At 68.2% G+C, this 15,831-nt stretch carries 17 protein-coding genes; 10 read left to right on the forward strand and 7 right to left on the reverse strand.

Annotated features, from left to right (window positions below):
• Nucleotides 1–104 precede the first annotated feature (104 nt).
• Entirely contained in the window at nt 105–1,223 is a 1,119-nt protein-coding gene (locus AB4070_RS15750) for a fatty acid desaturase family protein (protein WP_441981122.1), read from the forward strand.
• 85 nt (nt 1,224–1,308) lie between these two features.
• Here the strand turns inward: AB4070_RS15750 and AB4070_RS15755 are convergent, their stop codons facing one another.
• The 3 genes from AB4070_RS15755 to AB4070_RS15765 all read right to left on the reverse strand — a co-directional run bounded on the left by AB4070_RS15755 (nt 1,309) and on the right by AB4070_RS15765 (nt 3,793).
• Nucleotides 1,309–2,700, reverse strand: a complete 1,392-nt coding sequence (locus tag AB4070_RS15755; RefSeq protein ID WP_441980930.1) for a cell division initiation protein — start codon at nt 2,698–2,700, stop codon at nt 1,309–1,311.
• A 213-nt stretch (nt 2,701–2,913) separates the two neighbouring features.
• Complete coding sequence (locus AB4070_RS15760) at nt 2,914–3,438, reverse strand: hypothetical protein (protein ID WP_441980931.1); 525 nt, start codon at nt 3,436–3,438, stop codon at nt 2,914–2,916.
• Between the two features lie 43 nt (nt 3,439–3,481).
• Entirely contained in the window at nt 3,482–3,793 is a 312-nt protein-coding gene (locus tag AB4070_RS15765) for a DUF7882 family protein (RefSeq protein WP_441980932.1), read from the reverse strand.
• A gap of 133 nt (nt 3,794–3,926) precedes the next feature.
• Here AB4070_RS15765 and AB4070_RS15770 point away from each other — a divergent pair, with 133 nt between their 5' ends.
• Together AB4070_RS15770 and AB4070_RS15775 are read left to right on the forward strand one after the other, a co-directional pair.
• Nucleotides 3,927–4,190: a hypothetical protein gene (locus AB4070_RS15770; RefSeq protein WP_378875602.1), complete on the forward strand. Its 264-nt coding sequence runs from the start codon at nt 3,927–3,929 to the stop codon at nt 4,188–4,190.
• 51 nt (nt 4,191–4,241) lie between these two features.
• Nucleotides 4,242–5,084, forward strand: coding sequence for a transposase (locus AB4070_RS15775; RefSeq protein ID WP_441980933.1), 843 nt, complete (start codon nt 4,242–4,244; stop codon nt 5,082–5,084).
• A 16-nt stretch (nt 5,085–5,100) separates the two neighbouring features.
• Here the strand turns inward: AB4070_RS15775 and AB4070_RS15780 are convergent, their stop codons facing one another.
• The gene (locus AB4070_RS15780; protein ID WP_441980934.1) at nt 5,101–6,282 is read right to left on the reverse strand and encodes a 4-hydroxybenzoate 3-monooxygenase; all 1,182 of its coding nucleotides are present in this window, start codon (nt 6,280–6,282) and stop codon (nt 5,101–5,103) included.
• 99 nt (nt 6,283–6,381) lie between these two features.
• Nucleotides 6,382–7,128: an IclR family transcriptional regulator gene (locus tag AB4070_RS15785; RefSeq protein ID WP_441980935.1), complete on the reverse strand. Its 747-nt coding sequence runs from the start codon at nt 7,126–7,128 to the stop codon at nt 6,382–6,384.
• 58 nt (nt 7,129–7,186) lie between these two features.
• Here AB4070_RS15785 and AB4070_RS15790 point away from each other — a divergent pair, with 58 nt between their 5' ends.
• A complete protein-coding gene (locus AB4070_RS15790) occupies nt 7,187–7,846 on the forward strand; it encodes a hypothetical protein (protein ID WP_441980936.1) in 660 nt (219 codons plus the stop codon).
• Here AB4070_RS15790 and AB4070_RS15795 read toward each other — a convergent pair.
• Nucleotides 7,843–8,766 carry a LysR substrate-binding domain-containing protein gene (locus tag AB4070_RS15795; protein WP_441980937.1) on the reverse strand — a complete coding sequence of 308 codons (924 nt, stop codon included), beginning with the start codon at nt 8,764–8,766 and terminating at the stop codon, nt 7,843–7,845. The genes AB4070_RS15790 and AB4070_RS15795 overlap by 4 nt on opposite strands.
• A 107-nt stretch (nt 8,767–8,873) precedes the next feature.
• Here AB4070_RS15795 and AB4070_RS15800 point away from each other — a divergent pair, with 107 nt between their 5' ends.
• The 6 genes from AB4070_RS15800 (at nt 8,874) to AB4070_RS15825 (ending at nt 14,574) form a co-directional block, all read left to right on the forward strand.
• Complete coding sequence (locus AB4070_RS15800; protein ID WP_441980938.1) at nt 8,874–9,905, forward strand: amidohydrolase family protein; 1,032 nt, start codon at nt 8,874–8,876, stop codon at nt 9,903–9,905.
• Between the two features lie 16 nt (nt 9,906–9,921).
• Nucleotides 9,922–10,614: a 4-carboxy-4-hydroxy-2-oxoadipate aldolase/oxaloacetate decarboxylase gene (gene ligK, locus AB4070_RS15805; protein WP_441980939.1), complete on the forward strand. Its 693-nt coding sequence runs from the start codon at nt 9,922–9,924 to the stop codon at nt 10,612–10,614.
• Nucleotide 10,615: 1 nt separating this feature from the next.
• Nucleotides 10,616–11,554, forward strand: a complete 939-nt coding sequence (locus tag AB4070_RS15810) for an amidohydrolase family protein (RefSeq protein ID WP_441980940.1) — start codon at nt 10,616–10,618, stop codon at nt 11,552–11,554.
• Between the two features lie 2 nt (nt 11,555–11,556).
• Nucleotides 11,557–12,870 carry a protocatechuate 4,5-dioxygenase subunit alpha/beta gene (locus AB4070_RS15815; RefSeq protein WP_441980941.1) on the forward strand — a complete coding sequence of 438 codons (1,314 nt, stop codon included), beginning with the start codon at nt 11,557–11,559 and terminating at the stop codon, nt 12,868–12,870.
• Nucleotides 12,867–13,820, forward strand: coding sequence for a Gfo/Idh/MocA family oxidoreductase (locus tag AB4070_RS15820; RefSeq protein ID WP_441980942.1), 954 nt, complete (start codon nt 12,867–12,869; stop codon nt 13,818–13,820). Before AB4070_RS15815 ends, AB4070_RS15820 begins: the two co-directional genes overlap by 4 nt.
• Before the next feature lie 76 nt (nt 13,821–13,896).
• Nucleotides 13,897–14,574: a substrate-binding domain-containing protein gene (locus AB4070_RS15825; protein ID WP_441980943.1), complete on the forward strand. Its 678-nt coding sequence runs from the start codon at nt 13,897–13,899 to the stop codon at nt 14,572–14,574.
• A 28-nt stretch (nt 14,575–14,602) separates the two neighbouring features.
• Here the strand turns inward: AB4070_RS15825 and AB4070_RS15830 are convergent, their stop codons facing one another.
• Nucleotides 14,603–15,538 (reverse strand): aminoglycoside phosphotransferase family protein, encoded by a 936-nt coding sequence (locus tag AB4070_RS15830; RefSeq protein WP_441980944.1) that lies wholly within the window; start codon nt 15,536–15,538, stop codon nt 14,603–14,605.
• Nucleotides 15,539–15,831: the final 293 nt, after the last annotated feature.

The raw sequence follows: 15,831 nt of genomic DNA on the forward strand, positions 1-15,831 counted from the left end.
CCGATGTATTCCCTGACGTGCATGGACCCCGGGCTACTGTGAGGTAAGCGTTGGGCGTCTGCCTTGGGCTTCCACAGCTCGAGGGCTCCGAATGTCAGGAGAAGATCATCTCCATCACACAGATCGAACCGACCGCGGCAACGCTGGGCCCGATTCGTCAGACGTATTCCGGCAATGCGGACTTCCCGCCCATGGCCCAGGCGTACAAGCAGGTGTCGCAGGTGGTCAAGGAGACCGGCCTGCTCCAGCGCACCCAGTGGTTCTACGTCTTCGTGGCCGCAGGGCTCGCCGTGGCCCTCGGTGGCCTCATCACCGGTTTCATCCTGCTCGGCGACAGCTGGTTCCAGCTGCTCATCGCCGCAGGACTCGGCATCGTCCTGACGCAGATCGCGTTCCTCGGGCATGAGGCCGCGCACCGCCAGATCCTGAGCACGGGGCCCGCGAACTTCAAGCTCGCGCGCATCGTGATCGCCAGCATCGGCATGAGCTACTCGTGGTGGGATTCGAAGCACACCAAGCACCATGGAAACCCGAACCAGGTCGGCAAGGACCCCGACATCGAGGTCGACACGATCTCGTTCCTCGAGGAGGACGCCGCCAAGGCGAAGGGCCTGATCAAGCTGATCACCCGCAAGCAGGGTTGGCTCTTCTTCCCGCTCCTCACCCTCGAGGGGCTGAACCTCCACTTCCTCGGCCTGAAGTACCTCATGACGACGAAGAACGTCAAGGGACGCTGGACCGAGCTGAGCATCATCGCGCTGCGGTTCGCCCTCATCCTGGTGCCGGTGTTCATGATGCTCCCGCTCGGTATGGCTTTCGCCTTCATGGGGGTGCAGTTCGCGGTCTTCGGCGTCTACATGGGGGCCGCGTTCGCGCCGAACCACAAGGGGATGCCGATCATCGAGCCCGGCGCCCGTCTCGACTTCTTCACCAAGCAGGTGCGCACCTCCCGCAACATCAGCGGTGGATGGTGGACGACGTGGCTCATGGGCGGACTCAACTACCAGGTGGAGCACCACCTCTTCCCGAGCATGCCGCGACCGCACCTCGCGAAGGCGCGGGAGATCGTGCGCGACTACTGCGCGGCGAACGACGTGCCCTACACGGAGACCAGCCTCGGTCGGTCCTACATGATCGTCATCGAGTACCTGAACCGGGTCGGACTCTCCGCCGGAGCGGATCCCTTCGACTGCCCGGCAGTGGCGCAGTTCGGCCGGGGGTAGCCCCCAGACATCACCGGGCCTGATCAGTCCGGGAACGACAGAGGCGCGAGCAGGAATCCCTGCTCGCGCCTCTGTCGTTCGTGCGTTACTTTGAGGACTTCTTCTTGGTCTCCACCACGTCGATCGTGATCTTCTCGAGCGGACGGTCGTCGTCGAGCTCGTCCTCGAGCACCTCGTCGCCGAGGAAGGTCTCCTCCGGCGCCTCGTCGGCGACTGCGGCGGCGGGAGCCGGAGCGGCAGGCGCGTCCGCTCCGGTGATCTCCGTCGGCAGCGACTCGTCGGAGAAGATGCCATCGGGGCGGATGAGCTCGCGCACCTCCGCCATGAAGCTCGACAGCTGCTGCTGCTGCCACCGCAACTGGCGGGTGCGGTCCTCCGCGTCGTGCAGCACGGCAGTGGTGTGGCCGGTGACCGAGTCGACGATCTTCTGGGCCTTGGCGCGTGCGCGCTCCAGGGTCTCACGTGCGCGGACCTGAGCCTCGGCCTCGATAGCCTGCGCCTGCGAGCGGGTCAGACGCTCGTAGTCCTCGGCGCGTGCCGAGATGCGCTGGGCGTGCTCGAGCGATGCCGTGACCTGCTCGTTCGCGTCGTTGGTGATCCGCTCCGCGTGGGCGACGGCCTGGTTGTGCAGTACGAGGAACTCCTGCTGCGCATCGTCCTGGCGGCGGGTGAGGGTCTCCTCGAACTCCAGCACACGGGCGTTCATGTCGCGCACATCGCGCTCGGCATCGGCGCGCAGCTGGGTCGTCTCGCGGGTGACGAGGGAGCGCAGCGCTGCCGCGCCCTTCTCGGCCTCGGTGCGGATCGCCGTGGCCTCCTGTGCGGCCTGGTTCACCTTCTCCGCGGCGTGCGCGGCTTCGCGCTCGATGCGTGCCTCGTGCGCCGTGTACTCGGTGTCCATCTTCAGGCGCACCTGATCGGCGTCACGCTGCGCCTGGGCGGTGATCCGCTCGGCGTCGGCCTCGGCCTCGGCGCGCTGCGCGGCCACTTCCTCGCGGGCGGAGGTCATCAGACGGTCGGCCTGCACTGCCGCGTTCTGGATGAGCACGTTCGCCTGCTCCTCGGCGACCCGGAGGATCGCTTCGAACTGCTGGCGCGACGGAGCTTCCTCGCCGTCGGGCTGCGGGGCGTCGACGAGCTCGGAGGTGAGCGTGGCGACCTGCTGCTCGGCGTCGGAGGCCTTGGCGTTCGCGGCCGTGAGTTCGCTCTCGAGCGCTTCGCGAGCCTTGCGCTCCTCTTCCCGCACTGCCTCGACGGCTTCTTCTTCGCGGGCCTGAGCCTCGGCCACGTCTGCGGCGGCCTGCTTGAGCTGGTTGCGGAGCGCGGAGAGCGCGGCGTCGACCTCGCCCTTGTCGTATCCGCGGAAGCCGATGGTGAACGCGCCCTGCTGGTCGCGGGGCGAGGTCTCGATCAGCTGGTCGAAGAAGTCCGGCGAGCGCTCGCCGTCACGGTCTGCGGTTCCGGGGGATTCGCTCATGGGTACTTGCCTTTCTGGCGTGGCCACACCGGGAGCGGCGGCTCCGTCCCGTGAGTCGGGACCGTGTGGACCGGAGGAGGTCGTCAGGGCGCACGCCACCACCGTGACCCGGCGGAGGCCCGGCGGGCGGGGCGCGCCCTCCAGCCTAGTTGCGTCTGCGGATTGTTGTGCGTCCGTGTTTCGCCTGCATCGGCTGAAGGCGCGTGTCCCAGGTCAGGGGGTCTGCACCCAGCGGGCGTTCCGGTCGTCGATCGCCTCGCCGCGGACGTAGCGGATGGGCTTGCCCTCCGCGACCGTGACCTCGTGGGCCTCCGCCGCGGCTGTGACCCGCGCACGCAGCTCCGTCCAGAACTGAACGGTCTGGGGAAAACCGAAGTAGTCGCGGAAGGTCTCGATCTGCATCCGGGTGCCCTCGGTGACGGGAACGAGTCGGACGAGCGTGTCATCGGGTTCGACGAAGCGGATGCCGTAACCGCCGTCGCTGCGGATCACGTACTCCCGTTCCTTCCCCGCCATCGCGGAGGCGATGATCTCTCTCGCGCGCGGCTCTGGTGCGTGGATCACCAGGGTGGTGCCGAGCTCGCCGAGCGTCGTCTCGAGCTTCTCGTCCGCGAACTTCCTCCCCGCCTTGTCTGCGGTCGCGGAGGCGCGGCGACCCATACGACTCCTGAGGATCGGGCCGCCGATGATCAGCGCGAGGATCGGCAGACCGAGCAGGAGATAGGGGGCGGCATCCACGGGCACAGCGTAGCCGGACCCGGAGCGGATCCTGCTGAGGCCTTCAGGCTCGGGCGGGGGAGATCAGATGATCGAGCACCAGTTCGCCCGACGCGTTGAGCGCCTGCATCATGTCGGCGATCAGTCGCGGATCGATCGCCGGAGGTTCGGCGGCGTCGTAACCGAACTGCAGCGGGATCGCCGGATGGATCCATACGGTGGCGCGCTTGTCGACTCCGTCGTTGACCGGAAGCCACGTCATCATGAAGCTCTCCTGGCGGCGGAGCTTGGTCGAGATGACGATCTTGAGGTGCGCCAGAGTCGCGTCTTCGATGAGGATCGGATCCGAGGTCCCGTCGTAGCGGAGTCTGCCCATGTGATCAAGGTACACCGGCGCACTGCCTCTTCTGCGGCCCATGCGCAACCCCCTCTGCGAGCCCGGATGCACTCGTTACCGTCTCAGCATGACGACAACGGAATGACAACGAGCGGAGGACAAGGTGCAGACGATGGCGCGCACGCGGATTGCGCTCAATGAATCAGAGTTCTTCCTGGCGCAAGGGGAGGATGCCGTCGAGCTGAGAGGTCGGATTGAGGAGGCGATCCAGACCGGAGGCGGGTTCGTCGAATTCACGGTGGTGGGCAATCGTTCGGTCAGCGTGTTGATCTCCTCGGTCACACACGTCGTGATCTCGGTCGAGACGGTGGAATTCGACGCTCGGGACACCGGCGACAGTGCGGTGCCGTACGGCGGGGAGTACGACTTGCTGTGATCGCGGGCCGGATCTCGGTGCGGGCGACCGGGATCGGCGTAGGGTGGCGGCATGGTCGGTCCCACGTTCGAGGAGATCGCGGCCGTGCTGTACTCCGATGCCCCGGAATCGTTCGTGGCGTCGCGCAAGGCCCGCGCGGGGGAGGCTGAACCGGAGCTCGCTTCCCGGATCCTCGCCCTGAGGAAGCCGTCGATCGCGGCCTGGGTGGTGAACGTGTTCGCGCGCGAGCGGGCGGCGCAGCTCGGGGAGGCGCTGGAGCTCGCGCGAGAGCTTCGCGAAGCCCAGGACGACCTGGACGCCCCGGCGCTGGCGAAGCTGGGACGGGAACGCCGTGCCCTCACCCGGCGGCTCGCTCAAGCGGCGGGAGAACTGGCCGCAGCGCGCGGGGAGCGCGTGACGCCGTCGACGCTCGAGGCGGTCGAGCAGACCATCTCGGCGGCGTTCTTCGATCAGGAGGCGGCCGCAGCCGTCGCCTCGAGCCGATTGCTGCGCGCTCTCGATCCCTCGGCCACGGCGAGCGAGATCCGCGAGGCGGTGGCAGGCGCGGTGCCCGACCTCGAGCCGGTGCCGCGACCTCCGACGGATGAGCTGCAGGAGCGACGCGCACGCCGGGACGCCGAGCGGGCGGTCGCGGCGGCGGAGAAGGAGCATGCGGTCGCGGAGCGCGAGCTCGCACGACGGGATGCGGCGCTGCAGAGGGTGCGAGCGCACATCTCGGAACTCGCGGACCGGACCGCCGACCTCGAAGCCCAGCTCACCCGTGCCCGCGCCGATGCCGAGCGCGCCGAGGTCGAGGTGTCGCACGCTGAGGAGGAGCGCGCCGCCGCGGCTCAGCGAACGGAAGCGGCGGTGCGCGATCTGGAGCGGGCGCGGGAGGCCGCGGAATCGCTGTGACGACGACGGGACTCGGTCAGAGGTCCAGCGGCCATCCCGTGTACGCCTCCGCGAGGTACGCGCGCCCTGCCTCGGATTCGACCACCGATCGCAGTTCGCCGATCTGGCGACGTCGATCGAAGCCGTCCCCGTGAGGTGGGGTGTGGAGCATGCTGGTCATCCACCACGAGAAGTGCTGCGCCTTCCAGATGCGCCGCAGTGCACGCTCGGTGAAGCCGTCGATGAGGCGAGAGTCGTTCTCCTGCAGCAGCGCGCACAGCGCCCGCGCGAGGAGGACGACATCGGCGACGGCCAGGTTCATGCCCTTCGCGCCGGTGGGTGGCACCGTGTGCGCCGCGTCGCCGACGAGAGCGAGCCGCCCGCGGCGAAGCTCGCCGGCGACGAAGCTGCGGAACCTCAGCACGTCGCGCTGGAAGATGGGCCCTTGCTTCAGCGTCGTGCCGGGCACCCTGGCCTGCAGCGTCGACCAGATCTCGCCCTCGCTCGGTCCCTGTGGATCCGTGCCGGGATCGCACTGGAAGTACATGCGCTGCACCTTCGGGCTGCGCTGACTGATGAGGGCGAAGCCGTCGTCCGAGTTGCTGTAGATGAGCTCGTCGGAGCTGGGAGGCGCGTCGCAGAGGATGCCGAACCAGGCGAAGGGGTACTCCCGGAAGGCTCCCGTCGCCGAGTCGCCCGCGAGGGCGGAGCGCACCACGGAGCGTGAGCCGTCGGCGCCGACCACGAAGTCCGCATCGATCACGAGATCGTCGCCGAGCGGATCCGTGGCGATCACGCGCGGCCGATCCGGGTCGGTGTCGTCGATATGCGTCGCCGTGACGCCGAAGCGGAGATCCTGCCCGGCCCCGACGCGCAGCGCCAGCAGATCGGTGAGCACCTCGTGCTGAGGGTAGAGCCAGACGCTGCGGCCGACGAAGGCCCGGAAGTCGATGCGGTGCCCCTCACCCTGGAACCGCAGCTCGATGCCGTCATGACGTTCGCCGACGGTCTGCACACGGGTTCCGGGATCGATGCGGGTGAGCAGCTCGACCGTGGCCTGCTCGAGGATGCCGGCGCGGATGGTCGACTGGATCTCGGCGCGGGTGCGCCGGTCGATCACGACCGATTCGATGCCGTCCACCGCGAGGAGATGGGACAGGATCAGACCGGCCGGGCCGGCTCCGACGATCGCCACGCGGGTGCGGATCGACAGCGTCATCGTGTCTCCTTCGACAGGCGGCGCCGGTGCATCCGCTCTGCCGATCAGTGTGGAGTACTCCGCCGCAGCGCTCCCTTCGATTCCCGTTGAACGGGAAGGCTAATGCTGCAGCAGGGCGTTCTCGATGGCGGTCGATGCCTTCCTCAGCGCGTGCACTGCGGGCACTGTCAGCATCTCGCGTGGCAGTACCGCGGACAGCGCCGCGACGACGACACCGCGGTCGCGAACCGGCACGGCCACCCCCGTCGAGACGGCATCGACCGACCCGGGGGCGATGACGAAGCCCTGACGGCGGATACCGGCGAGGGCGGCGCGGAGGGCGATCGGAGCGGTGATGGTCTCGGGGGCCACTGCGGGAAGCGGTCCGTCCAGCACCCGGTCGCGCACCTCCGGATCGGCGAAGGCGAGGAGCACGAGTCCGGACGACGACGCATGCAGCGGCAGGCGTCCGGCCACTCTGGTGATGTTCGCGCCGGCGTCCGGGTGGGAGAGGCGTTCGAGGAACAGCGCCTCGCCCTGGTCGAGCACGGCCAACTGCGTGTGCTGACGGATCCTCGTCTGCACCTGCTCCATGTGCGGGAGGGCGGCCTGACGCAGCCGCAGGGCGCTCGATCCGCGCAGCGCGAGTTCCCACAGCCGCATGCCGAGGCGCACGCGCCTGTCCTCGTCGCGCTCGAGCAGGCCGGAGCGGATCAGGTCGCCGACGATCCGATGCGCGGTCGACGGGGCGAGCCCCGCACGCTGGGCGATCTCGCTCGTGGTCTGCATCGTCCGGTCAGCGCTGAACGTGTCGAGCACACGCACGATGCGCTCCGTCATCGACTCGCCGGACGGGGAATTGGCCATGCCCGCAGTCTTCCACGGGCGTGCGCTCGACGACCGAAGCGGGAGGTACCCTCGGTGCATGACCACGCCCATGCCCGGTTCCGCGACCCCCTGGCAGCCGATCGACGTCAGCGGCGCGATGGCGCTGCTCGACGGCTCGGCCGTCCGGTGGTGGGTGTCGGGCGGCGTCGCGCTCGATCGCTGGCTCGGCCGCGAGATCAGGACCAGGCCGAACATCGATGTCAGCGTGATCGCCCCGGACCTGCCCGCGTTCGTCGACGGTCTCCCCGATGGCTTCACGGCATGGGCGCCGGCCGAGACCGAAGGCTATGTCGTTCCGTTCGACGAGGCTCCCGTCGACAGCGACAGGCAGCCGGTGCTGCTGCGGGACGAGTCGCGCCGGGCGTGGGTGCTCCAGGTGAACGTCGAGGACGGCACGGGGGATGTCTGGGTCTACAAGCGCGATCCGCGTCTGACTCTGCCGTGGGAGCGCGCGGTCATCGACGTCGACGGCGCACCGGTCGGGGCACCGGCGGTGCAGCTGGTCTGGAAGGCGCTGCGCCCGCGCCCTGAGGACGACCTCGACAAGGACGCCGTCGTGGCCGCGCTCGACGACGAGGCGCGCGGGTGGTACGAGCGGGCGATCCTCTCGATCCACCCCCATTCGACGTGGTCGATCCACGTGCGCAGCCCGTTCGCCCCGGCGAAGGCCAGTTGGAACCGCAGACCCCGCCGCTAGTCGACCTCTCCGGCGGGGCGGAGGTACTCCTCGGTGCTCACCGCATCCCGCACCAGACGACGGAACCAGCGCTGCGCGGGGGAGAGAGCGGCATCGCGTCGGGTGTACAGGGAGACCGGGGTGCTCTGCGCCGGCCACGGCAGATCGCTGATGCGGAGCCCGTCGAACCAGCCACTGAACACCTCGGCCACATGTCGGGGCAGCAGAGCCACCAGATCGGTGGTCTGCACCACGGTCGGCACGGTCGCGTATTCCTGGACCGTGAGGGACACCTGCGACATCAGACCGTTCTCGATCAACGCCTGCAGGGGGAACACGTGTCCACCGCGCGCGGACACCCGCACGAAGTGACGACCCTCGAACATGTCAGGCGCCGTCGCGGGCAGCGGTGCCAGCTCCGACGAGAGCGCGACGTACTCGACCGCTCGCACGCGTGAGCGCCACAGGCGCGGCCCCTCGATCACCGACACGGTCATCGCCAGGTCGATGGATCCCCGGATGAGGCCCTCCTCGACGTGGTCGGCGTCGAGCCGCTCGACCTTCAGATGCGGTCGGGCGTGCTGGCGGGCGAGCTCCGCCATGACCGGAGGGAGGAAGGTCTGCTCGCCGATCGAGGTGAGGCCGAGGGTCAGCTCCCCGGTGAAGCGGGCCGGGTCGAAGGCATCGGGGTCGCTCACCGTGGCGTCGATCTGTGCGAGAGCCTCGTGCAGTGGCACGAAGAGGGCGGTCGCCTTCGCGGTCGGCACCATCTCGTGCCCTTCGCGGCGGAACAGTTCGTCTCGGAACCGATCACGGAGGCGGCGCAGCGTGTAGCTGACGGTCGGCTGGGTCACGTGGAGGTGCTCGGCGGCCGCCGTGACGCTCCGCAGCTCGTAGAGCACGACGAACGTGCGCAGCTGGTTCAGATCGGTGATCGACATGCATAGATCATCTCTATTCTTTGCCGGTTACGCATCTATTGGACTAGTGGAAAGTCCGCGACCTAATGTCGACGTCATCACCCTCCGAGTGGCAAGGACGACACGCGTTGATCATCGACATCCACGGTCACTACACGACCGCACCCGCACCGCTCGGCGCGTGGCGTGACCTGCAGATCGCGTTCGCGGGGGGCGGCGGTTCGGCCCCTGACCCCGATGCCCTGCACATCACCGACGACGAGATCCGCGAGACGATCGAGGCGAACCAGCTGCGGCTCATGGACGAGCGCGGCAGCGACATCACGGTCTTCAGCCCGCGTGCGTCGTTCATGGCGCATCACATCGGAGACCTCGCGGTGAGCGAGACCTGGGCGCGCATCTGCAACGACCTCGTCGCCCGTGTCAGTCGGCTCTTCCCCGACAGGTTCCTGATGGGGGCGATGCTGCCGCAGTCGCCGGAGGCGAGCCCCGCGACGACGATCTCCGAGCTGACCCGTGCGGTCGAAGAGCTCGGCGCCGTCACGGTGAACATCAATCCCGACCCGTCCGGCGGTCGGTGGTCGGCTCCTGCGTTGACCGACCGATCCTGGTACCCGATCTACGAGAAGCTCGTGGAGTATGGCATCCCCGCGATGATCCACGTCAGCACCACGTGTCGGCCCGACGTGTTCCACACGACCGGCGACCACTACCTCGGCGCGGACACCACCGCGGTGATGCAGCTCATCAAGGGCGATCTGTTCCGCGACTTCCCCGACCTCGCGCTGGTGATCCCGCACGGCGGCGGTGCGGTGCCGTACCACTGGGGCCGCTTCCGGGGCCTCGCGATGGCCCTGGGCAGGCCCGACCTCGACGAGCATCTGCTCGGCAACGTGTACTTCGACACCTGCGTGTACCACCAGGCGGGCATCGACCTGCTGACCGAGGTGATCCCCACGGAGAACATCCTCTTCGCCAGCGAGATGATCGGTGCCGTGCGCGACATCGATCCGCGCACGGGCCATCACTTCGACGACACCAGGCGCTACATCGACGCCACGCCCAACCTCGGCCCAGCCCAGCGGGAGCAGATCTTCGAGGGCAATGCCCGACGTGTCTACCCGCGCCTCGACCGTGCTCTGACCCTGCGCGGACTGTGAGATCGGAGAAGAAGAGATGCGTCTGAACGACCTCGGCATCGTCCGCACCCGCATCGAGCGGCCCGACCCCGGCGACGTGGCTCGCTTGTCGGAGTTCGGCGTGGCGACCGTCCACGAGGCCATGGGACGCGTGGGGCTGATGCGGCCGTACATCCGACCCGTGGTCCGCGACGCTCGCCTGTGCGGCCCTGCCGTGACGGTGCTGCTGCAGCCGGGCGACAACTGGATGCTGCACGTCGCCGCGGAGCAGGTGCAGGAGGGCGATGTCGTCGTCGCGGGCTGCACGACCGAGAGCGAGGACGGGTTCTTCGGAGAGCTGCTGGCGACTTCACTGGCGGCTCGCGGATGCCGGGGCCTCGTGATCGACGGGGGCGTCCGTGACGTCGCCGACCTGGAGCGGATGCGGTTCCCGGTCTTCTCCCGTGCGGTCAACGCCAAGGGCACGGTCAAGGCGACGCTCGGCTCGGTCAACGTCCCGGTGGTCGTGGCGAACGCGCTCGTGAATCCCGGCGATGTGGTCGTGGCGGATGTCGATGGTGTCGTCGTCGTGCCCAGAGGGATCGTCGGCGCAGTGGCGGAAGCCTGTCGGAGGCGTGAGGACGACGAGGAGTCCAAACGGCAGCGGTTCCGAGACGGCGTTCTCGGCCTCGACCTGTACGGCATGCGCGAGCGCCTTGCCGACGCCGGACTCGAGTATGTGGAGGACTGAGATGGCTCACGGTGACACCTCGGGCGACTTCGAGAAGACTCCCGGCTGGCTGGACTGGTACGAGGCCCCATCGGCGCCGACGTTCACGCTCCCCGAGGGAGCGGTCGATGCGCACTGCCACGTCTTCGGTCCCGGGGCGCAGTTCCCCTACGCCCCGGAGCGCAAGTACACCCCCTGTGATGCTTCGGCCGCACAGCTCTTCGCGTTGCGCGACGGTCTCGGCTTCGACCGCAATGTCGTCGTGCAGGCCACGTGCCACGGCTCCGACAACAGTGCCCTCGTCGATGCGCTCCGCCGCGGGGCGGGTCGGGCCAGGGGCGTCGCCACCGTGCGGCGGGACATCACCGAGGAGGAGCTCGCAGAGCTGCACGAGGCAGGGGTGCGCGGAGTGCGGTTCAACTTCGTCACGCGTCTCGTCGACCGGGTGCCCACGGACTCCCTCGAGGAGATCGTGGCGAAGATCGCCCCGCTCGGCTGGCACGTCGTCATCTACTTCGAGGCCGAGGACCTGCCGGAGCTGTACGACTTCTTCTCGGCGATCCCGGTGACGGTGGTCGTCGACCACATGGGGCGACCCGACGTGACGAAAGACCCGGACGGTGAAGAGTTCGCTCTGTTCCTGCGCTTCCTGCGCGAGAACGACAACGTGTGGACGAAGGTGTCATGCCCCGAGCGGCTGAGCGTCACGGGACCGGCCGCGCTCGACGGTGAGCAGCACGCCTATGCCGATGTCGTGCCCTTCGCCCGACGTGTGATCGAGGAATTCCCTGACCGTGTGCTCTGGGGCACGGACTGGCCTCACCCGAACCTCAAGGACCACATGCCCGATGACGGCCTGCTGGTCGACCACATCCCGCAGATCGCGACGACCGCCGAACTGCAGCACAAGCTGCTCGTCGACAATCCCCGGCGCCTCTACTGGAACGAAGAAGGAGACTGACCATGGCACTCGACAAGCCGTACAAGGACATTCCCGGCACGACGATCTACGACGCCGAGCAGGCCCGCAAGGGGTATCACCTCAATCAGTTCTCGATGTCCCTCATGCAGCCGGAGAACCGTACGCGGTTCCTCGCGGACCAGGAGGCCTACCTCGACGAGTGGCCGCTGACTCCCGTGCAGCGCCAGGCGGTGCTCGACCTGGATCTGAACACCATGATCGCCGAGGGCGGCAACATCTACTTCCTGAGCAAGATCGGGGCGACGCATGGATTGAGCTTCCAGCAGATGGCCGGGTCGATGACCGGGATGAGCGAGGCCGCCTACCGCGACATGATGATCGGCGGCGGACGCAATCCCGAGGGCAATCGTCTGAAGGACCTGGACGGCTGGACCCCACCGCAGCCGGGGGAGAAGGGCGAGACCTTCCGGCCGGACGCACCGGCGCACTACACGTCGGCGCTGTTCACCTCGCACGTGCCGGCTATCGGTGCGGCCATGGATCTCGGCAAGACGGAGGAGCCGTACTGGAAGAAGGTCTTCGACGGCTACCGGTGGACACGGGAGTGGGCGAAGGAGAACACCCCAGACGTGGTCATCCTCGTCTACAACGACCACGCCACCGCATTCGACGCCTCGATCATCCCCACTTTCGTGCTCGGCACCGGAGCGCATTATCCCGTCGCCGACGAGGGGTACGGGCCGCGGCCGGTGCCGGGGGTGAACGGATACCCCGAGTTCGCCGCGCACCTGGCGCAGTCGATCATCCAGGACGACTTCGACCTCACGCTGGTCAACGAGATGGTGGTCGACCACGGTCTGACCGTCCCGCTCTCGCTCGTCTACGGCGACGTGGAGGCGTGGCCGGTGCGGGTCATCCCGCTCGCGGTGAACGTCGTGCAGTACCCGGTGCCGTCGGGGCGGCGGTGCTACGAGCTCGGCAAGGCGCTTCGCCGCGCGATCGACAAGTGGGACGGCGATGAGCTGAACGTCCAGATCTGGGGCACGGGAGGTATGAGCCATCAGCTGCAGGGCCCGCGCGCGGGTCTCATCAACAAGGAGTGGGACAACGCGTTCCTCGACCACCTGATCGCCGATCCGCTGGGTCTCACCGAGTGGCAGCACATGGAGTACGTGGACGAGGCCGGATCCGAGGGGATCGAGCTGGTCGACTGGCTCATCGCCCGAGGAGCGATGGACGATCAGTTCGGCGGTGACGCCCCCGACGTCGATCATCGGTTCTACCATGTGCCTGCATCCAACACCGCGGTCGGCCATCTGGTGATCTCGAACCGTTCTCAGGAGGTTTCCGCATGACAGACAAGATCCGCATCGCCGTCGTCGGCGCCAACGGCGCGTTCGGGATGAAGCACCTCGACGGACTCGCGAACATCGAGGACGCGGTCGTCACGGTCGTCAGCGCGACCTCGATGGAGAAGGCAGAAGCCGTCGCCGCACAGTACGGCATCGCGCACGCGGTCGTCGGACTCGATGCCGTGCTGGAGCGCGACGACGTGGACGCCGTGATCCTCGCCACTCCCACGGGGTTGCACGCCGCGCAGACGCAGGCCGTGCTCGCTGCCGGCAAGCATGTGCAGGTCGAGATCCCCGTCGCCGACTCGTGGGCCGGAGCGGAGGCCACGCTCGCCGTCGCCGAGGCATCGGATCGCATCGCGATGGTGGGGCACACCCGCCGCTTCAACCCTTCGCATCAGCTCGTGCATCAACGGATCGAGGCCGGCGAGTTCGCGGTGCAGCAGATGGACGTGCAGACGTACTTCTTCCGGCGCACCAACACGAACGCCAAGGGTGAGCGCAGGTCGTGGACCGATCATCTGCTGTGGCATCACGCCGCGCACACGGTCGATCTGTTCGCGTACCAGGCGGGCCGGATCGTCGAGGCCCATGCCATGCAGGGGCCGATCCACCCTGAGCTCGGCATCGCCATGGACATGTCGGTGCAGTTGAAGAGCGAGACCGGCGCGATCTGCACGCTGTCCCTGTCGTTCAACAACGAAGGGCCGTTCGGCAGCTTCTTCCGTTACATCGGGGACACCGCCACCTACCTCGCCCGGTACGACGATCTGTTCACCGGTGCGGACGAGCAGATCGACGTGACCGACGTGGCCGTGAGCATGAACGGCATCGAGTTGCAGGATCGGGAGTTCGTCTCCGCCATCCGCGAGGGACGCGAGCCGAACTCCTCGCTCCGCCAGGTCATCGACTGCTACCGCGTGCTCGGAGAGCTCGAGGAGCAGCTCAGGTGAGAGTCCTGCGCAGTCGTCTCGACGGCGCAGGACTCGTCATCCCCGGACGCGCGGCGGTATGAGAGCCCTGTCGTCCATGGCCACGCGTCGGCTGCTCGCCGACCTCGCGGTCGCGGCGGTCGCCGCCGGGCTCCCGCACATCGAGGTGGAGTCGGTGGGCGGTGTGGACGCGTCGCGGCGCGTGGCGAACGGGGAGCAGGTGGATCTGGTCTTCCTCGCCGCCGGTGCGCTCGATGCGCTCGCGGAAGGCGGGCACGTCGACCCGGTATCCGTGACGGATCTGGTGTTCTCCGAGGTGGCCGTGGGCGTCCGTGGGCGTCACGGACACGGGAGTGCCGACCCCGGCGGCGCGGCCTTCGAGAATGCGGATGAGGTGCGTGCGGCGCTCGTGTCGGCGGAACGGATCGGCTACTCCACGGGCCCGAGCGGTGATGCGCTCGTGGACATGATCCAGCGCTGGGGGCTCATGGACGTGGTCGGGCCGAAGCTGGTGCAGGCGCGCCCTGGCGTGCCGGTCGCCGAGCTCCTGGCACAGGGGGCTGTCGACCTGGCGTTCCAGCAGCTCAGCGAATTGGTGGATCGTGAGGGCGTGCGGGTCATCGGCGTGCTGCCCGACGACTGCGCGATCGTCACGGTGTTCGGCGGCGCGGTGGCGAGTGTGTCGATGAACGCCGATGTCGGGCGCGAACTGCTCGACTTCTTCTCGTCACCGCAGGCGAGGGAGATCGCACGGTCGCACGGCTTCCGCGCGTAGGGGTTCGCGGGTCCCGATGTGGGGAGGGTCAGTTCCGGTCGGAGCTGGGGGCGGCGAGGAGCGCATCGTCGATCAGCTTCGCTGCCGCGCTGATGGCGGGCTGACCGTCTTCGATGTCCCACAGGGTGTTCTGCAGCAGGCGGGCACGGGTCCAGGAGGCAGCGCGGTGGCGGTCGAGGTCGAGCATCTCGGTGAGGATGTCGAAGCGTCGCCGTACGAGCCGGGGCGCATCCGTGCGGGCGGGGTCGTCGCTCCACCCACTGTCGAGCGCGGGCCAGAGGTCGAATCCGGGATCGCCGACGAGTGGTTCCGGGTCGATCGCCAGCCAGGGTTCGCGGTCGGCCGCGAGCACGTTGCCGTAGTGCAGGTCCCAATGCAGGAGGTGGTTGCCGGTGTCATCGGCCACCGTGGACACCGTGTCGACCCATCGGGCCAGCCGGGAGCGGTCGTCGTCGTCGAGCGCGCGCGCGGCCGTCGGGGCATCGGCGATCATCTCGGCGGTGACCGTCGCGAGCTGGGGGAGCCCGTCGGGGGCTGACACAGCGTGCAGGCGTGCGAGGAGGCCACCGACCACGCGAACGGCAGCATCGTCGTCTTCGACGGTCTCCAGAGCGAGATCTCCCTGGAGGCGTTCGAGCAGCATCCCTCCGTGGTCGGCATCGCTGTCCAGCAGGCGGACGATGCCGGCTCCCTGCCAACGGGTGAGGCCGATGATCGCAGCCGTGGTCTCGGCGCGGGGGACCTGCAGCTTCAATGCCGCGGGCGTTCCATCGGCACGGCGCACCGGCACGAGGATTCCCGCTTCGCCCGATCGGACCGTGCCCTCAGGGCGGAGCTCCCACCGCTGCAGCAGGTCCAGGGCGATGCCCGGCACGTGGGACACCCATTCGCGGGTCGCGTCGTCCCCGGACGCGAAGCCTCGGAGGACTTCCACCGGGATGACGGACGACTGCTCTGGACGCATACGGACCAGTTGATCACACGGCGTCGGAGCAGGGGTCTCGCCCGCGGGCAAAGCAAAACCCCCGCCATGTAGAAGCTAGGCGAGGGTTTCTGGAGTGATTGTAACGATCACTCGCGTGGCTCCGACCGGCATCGATCCGGTGACCTTTCGATTTTCAGTTGGATGTGGTGGGGTAGCAGGTGCTCGTTGGTCGCTCTTTGCTGCGACGTTCCACGGATACTGTTCTCGTCAGTCGCGGCTGGTTCAGCGTGATTCAGCGGTGCTGCCAGCACAGAACCCGCACCGAGGCACTT

This window comes from Microbacterium sp. 2RAF4, assembly GCF_052115285.1.
Taxonomy (GTDB): domain Bacteria; phylum Actinomycetota; class Actinomycetes; order Actinomycetales; family Microbacteriaceae; genus Microbacterium; species Microbacterium oxydans.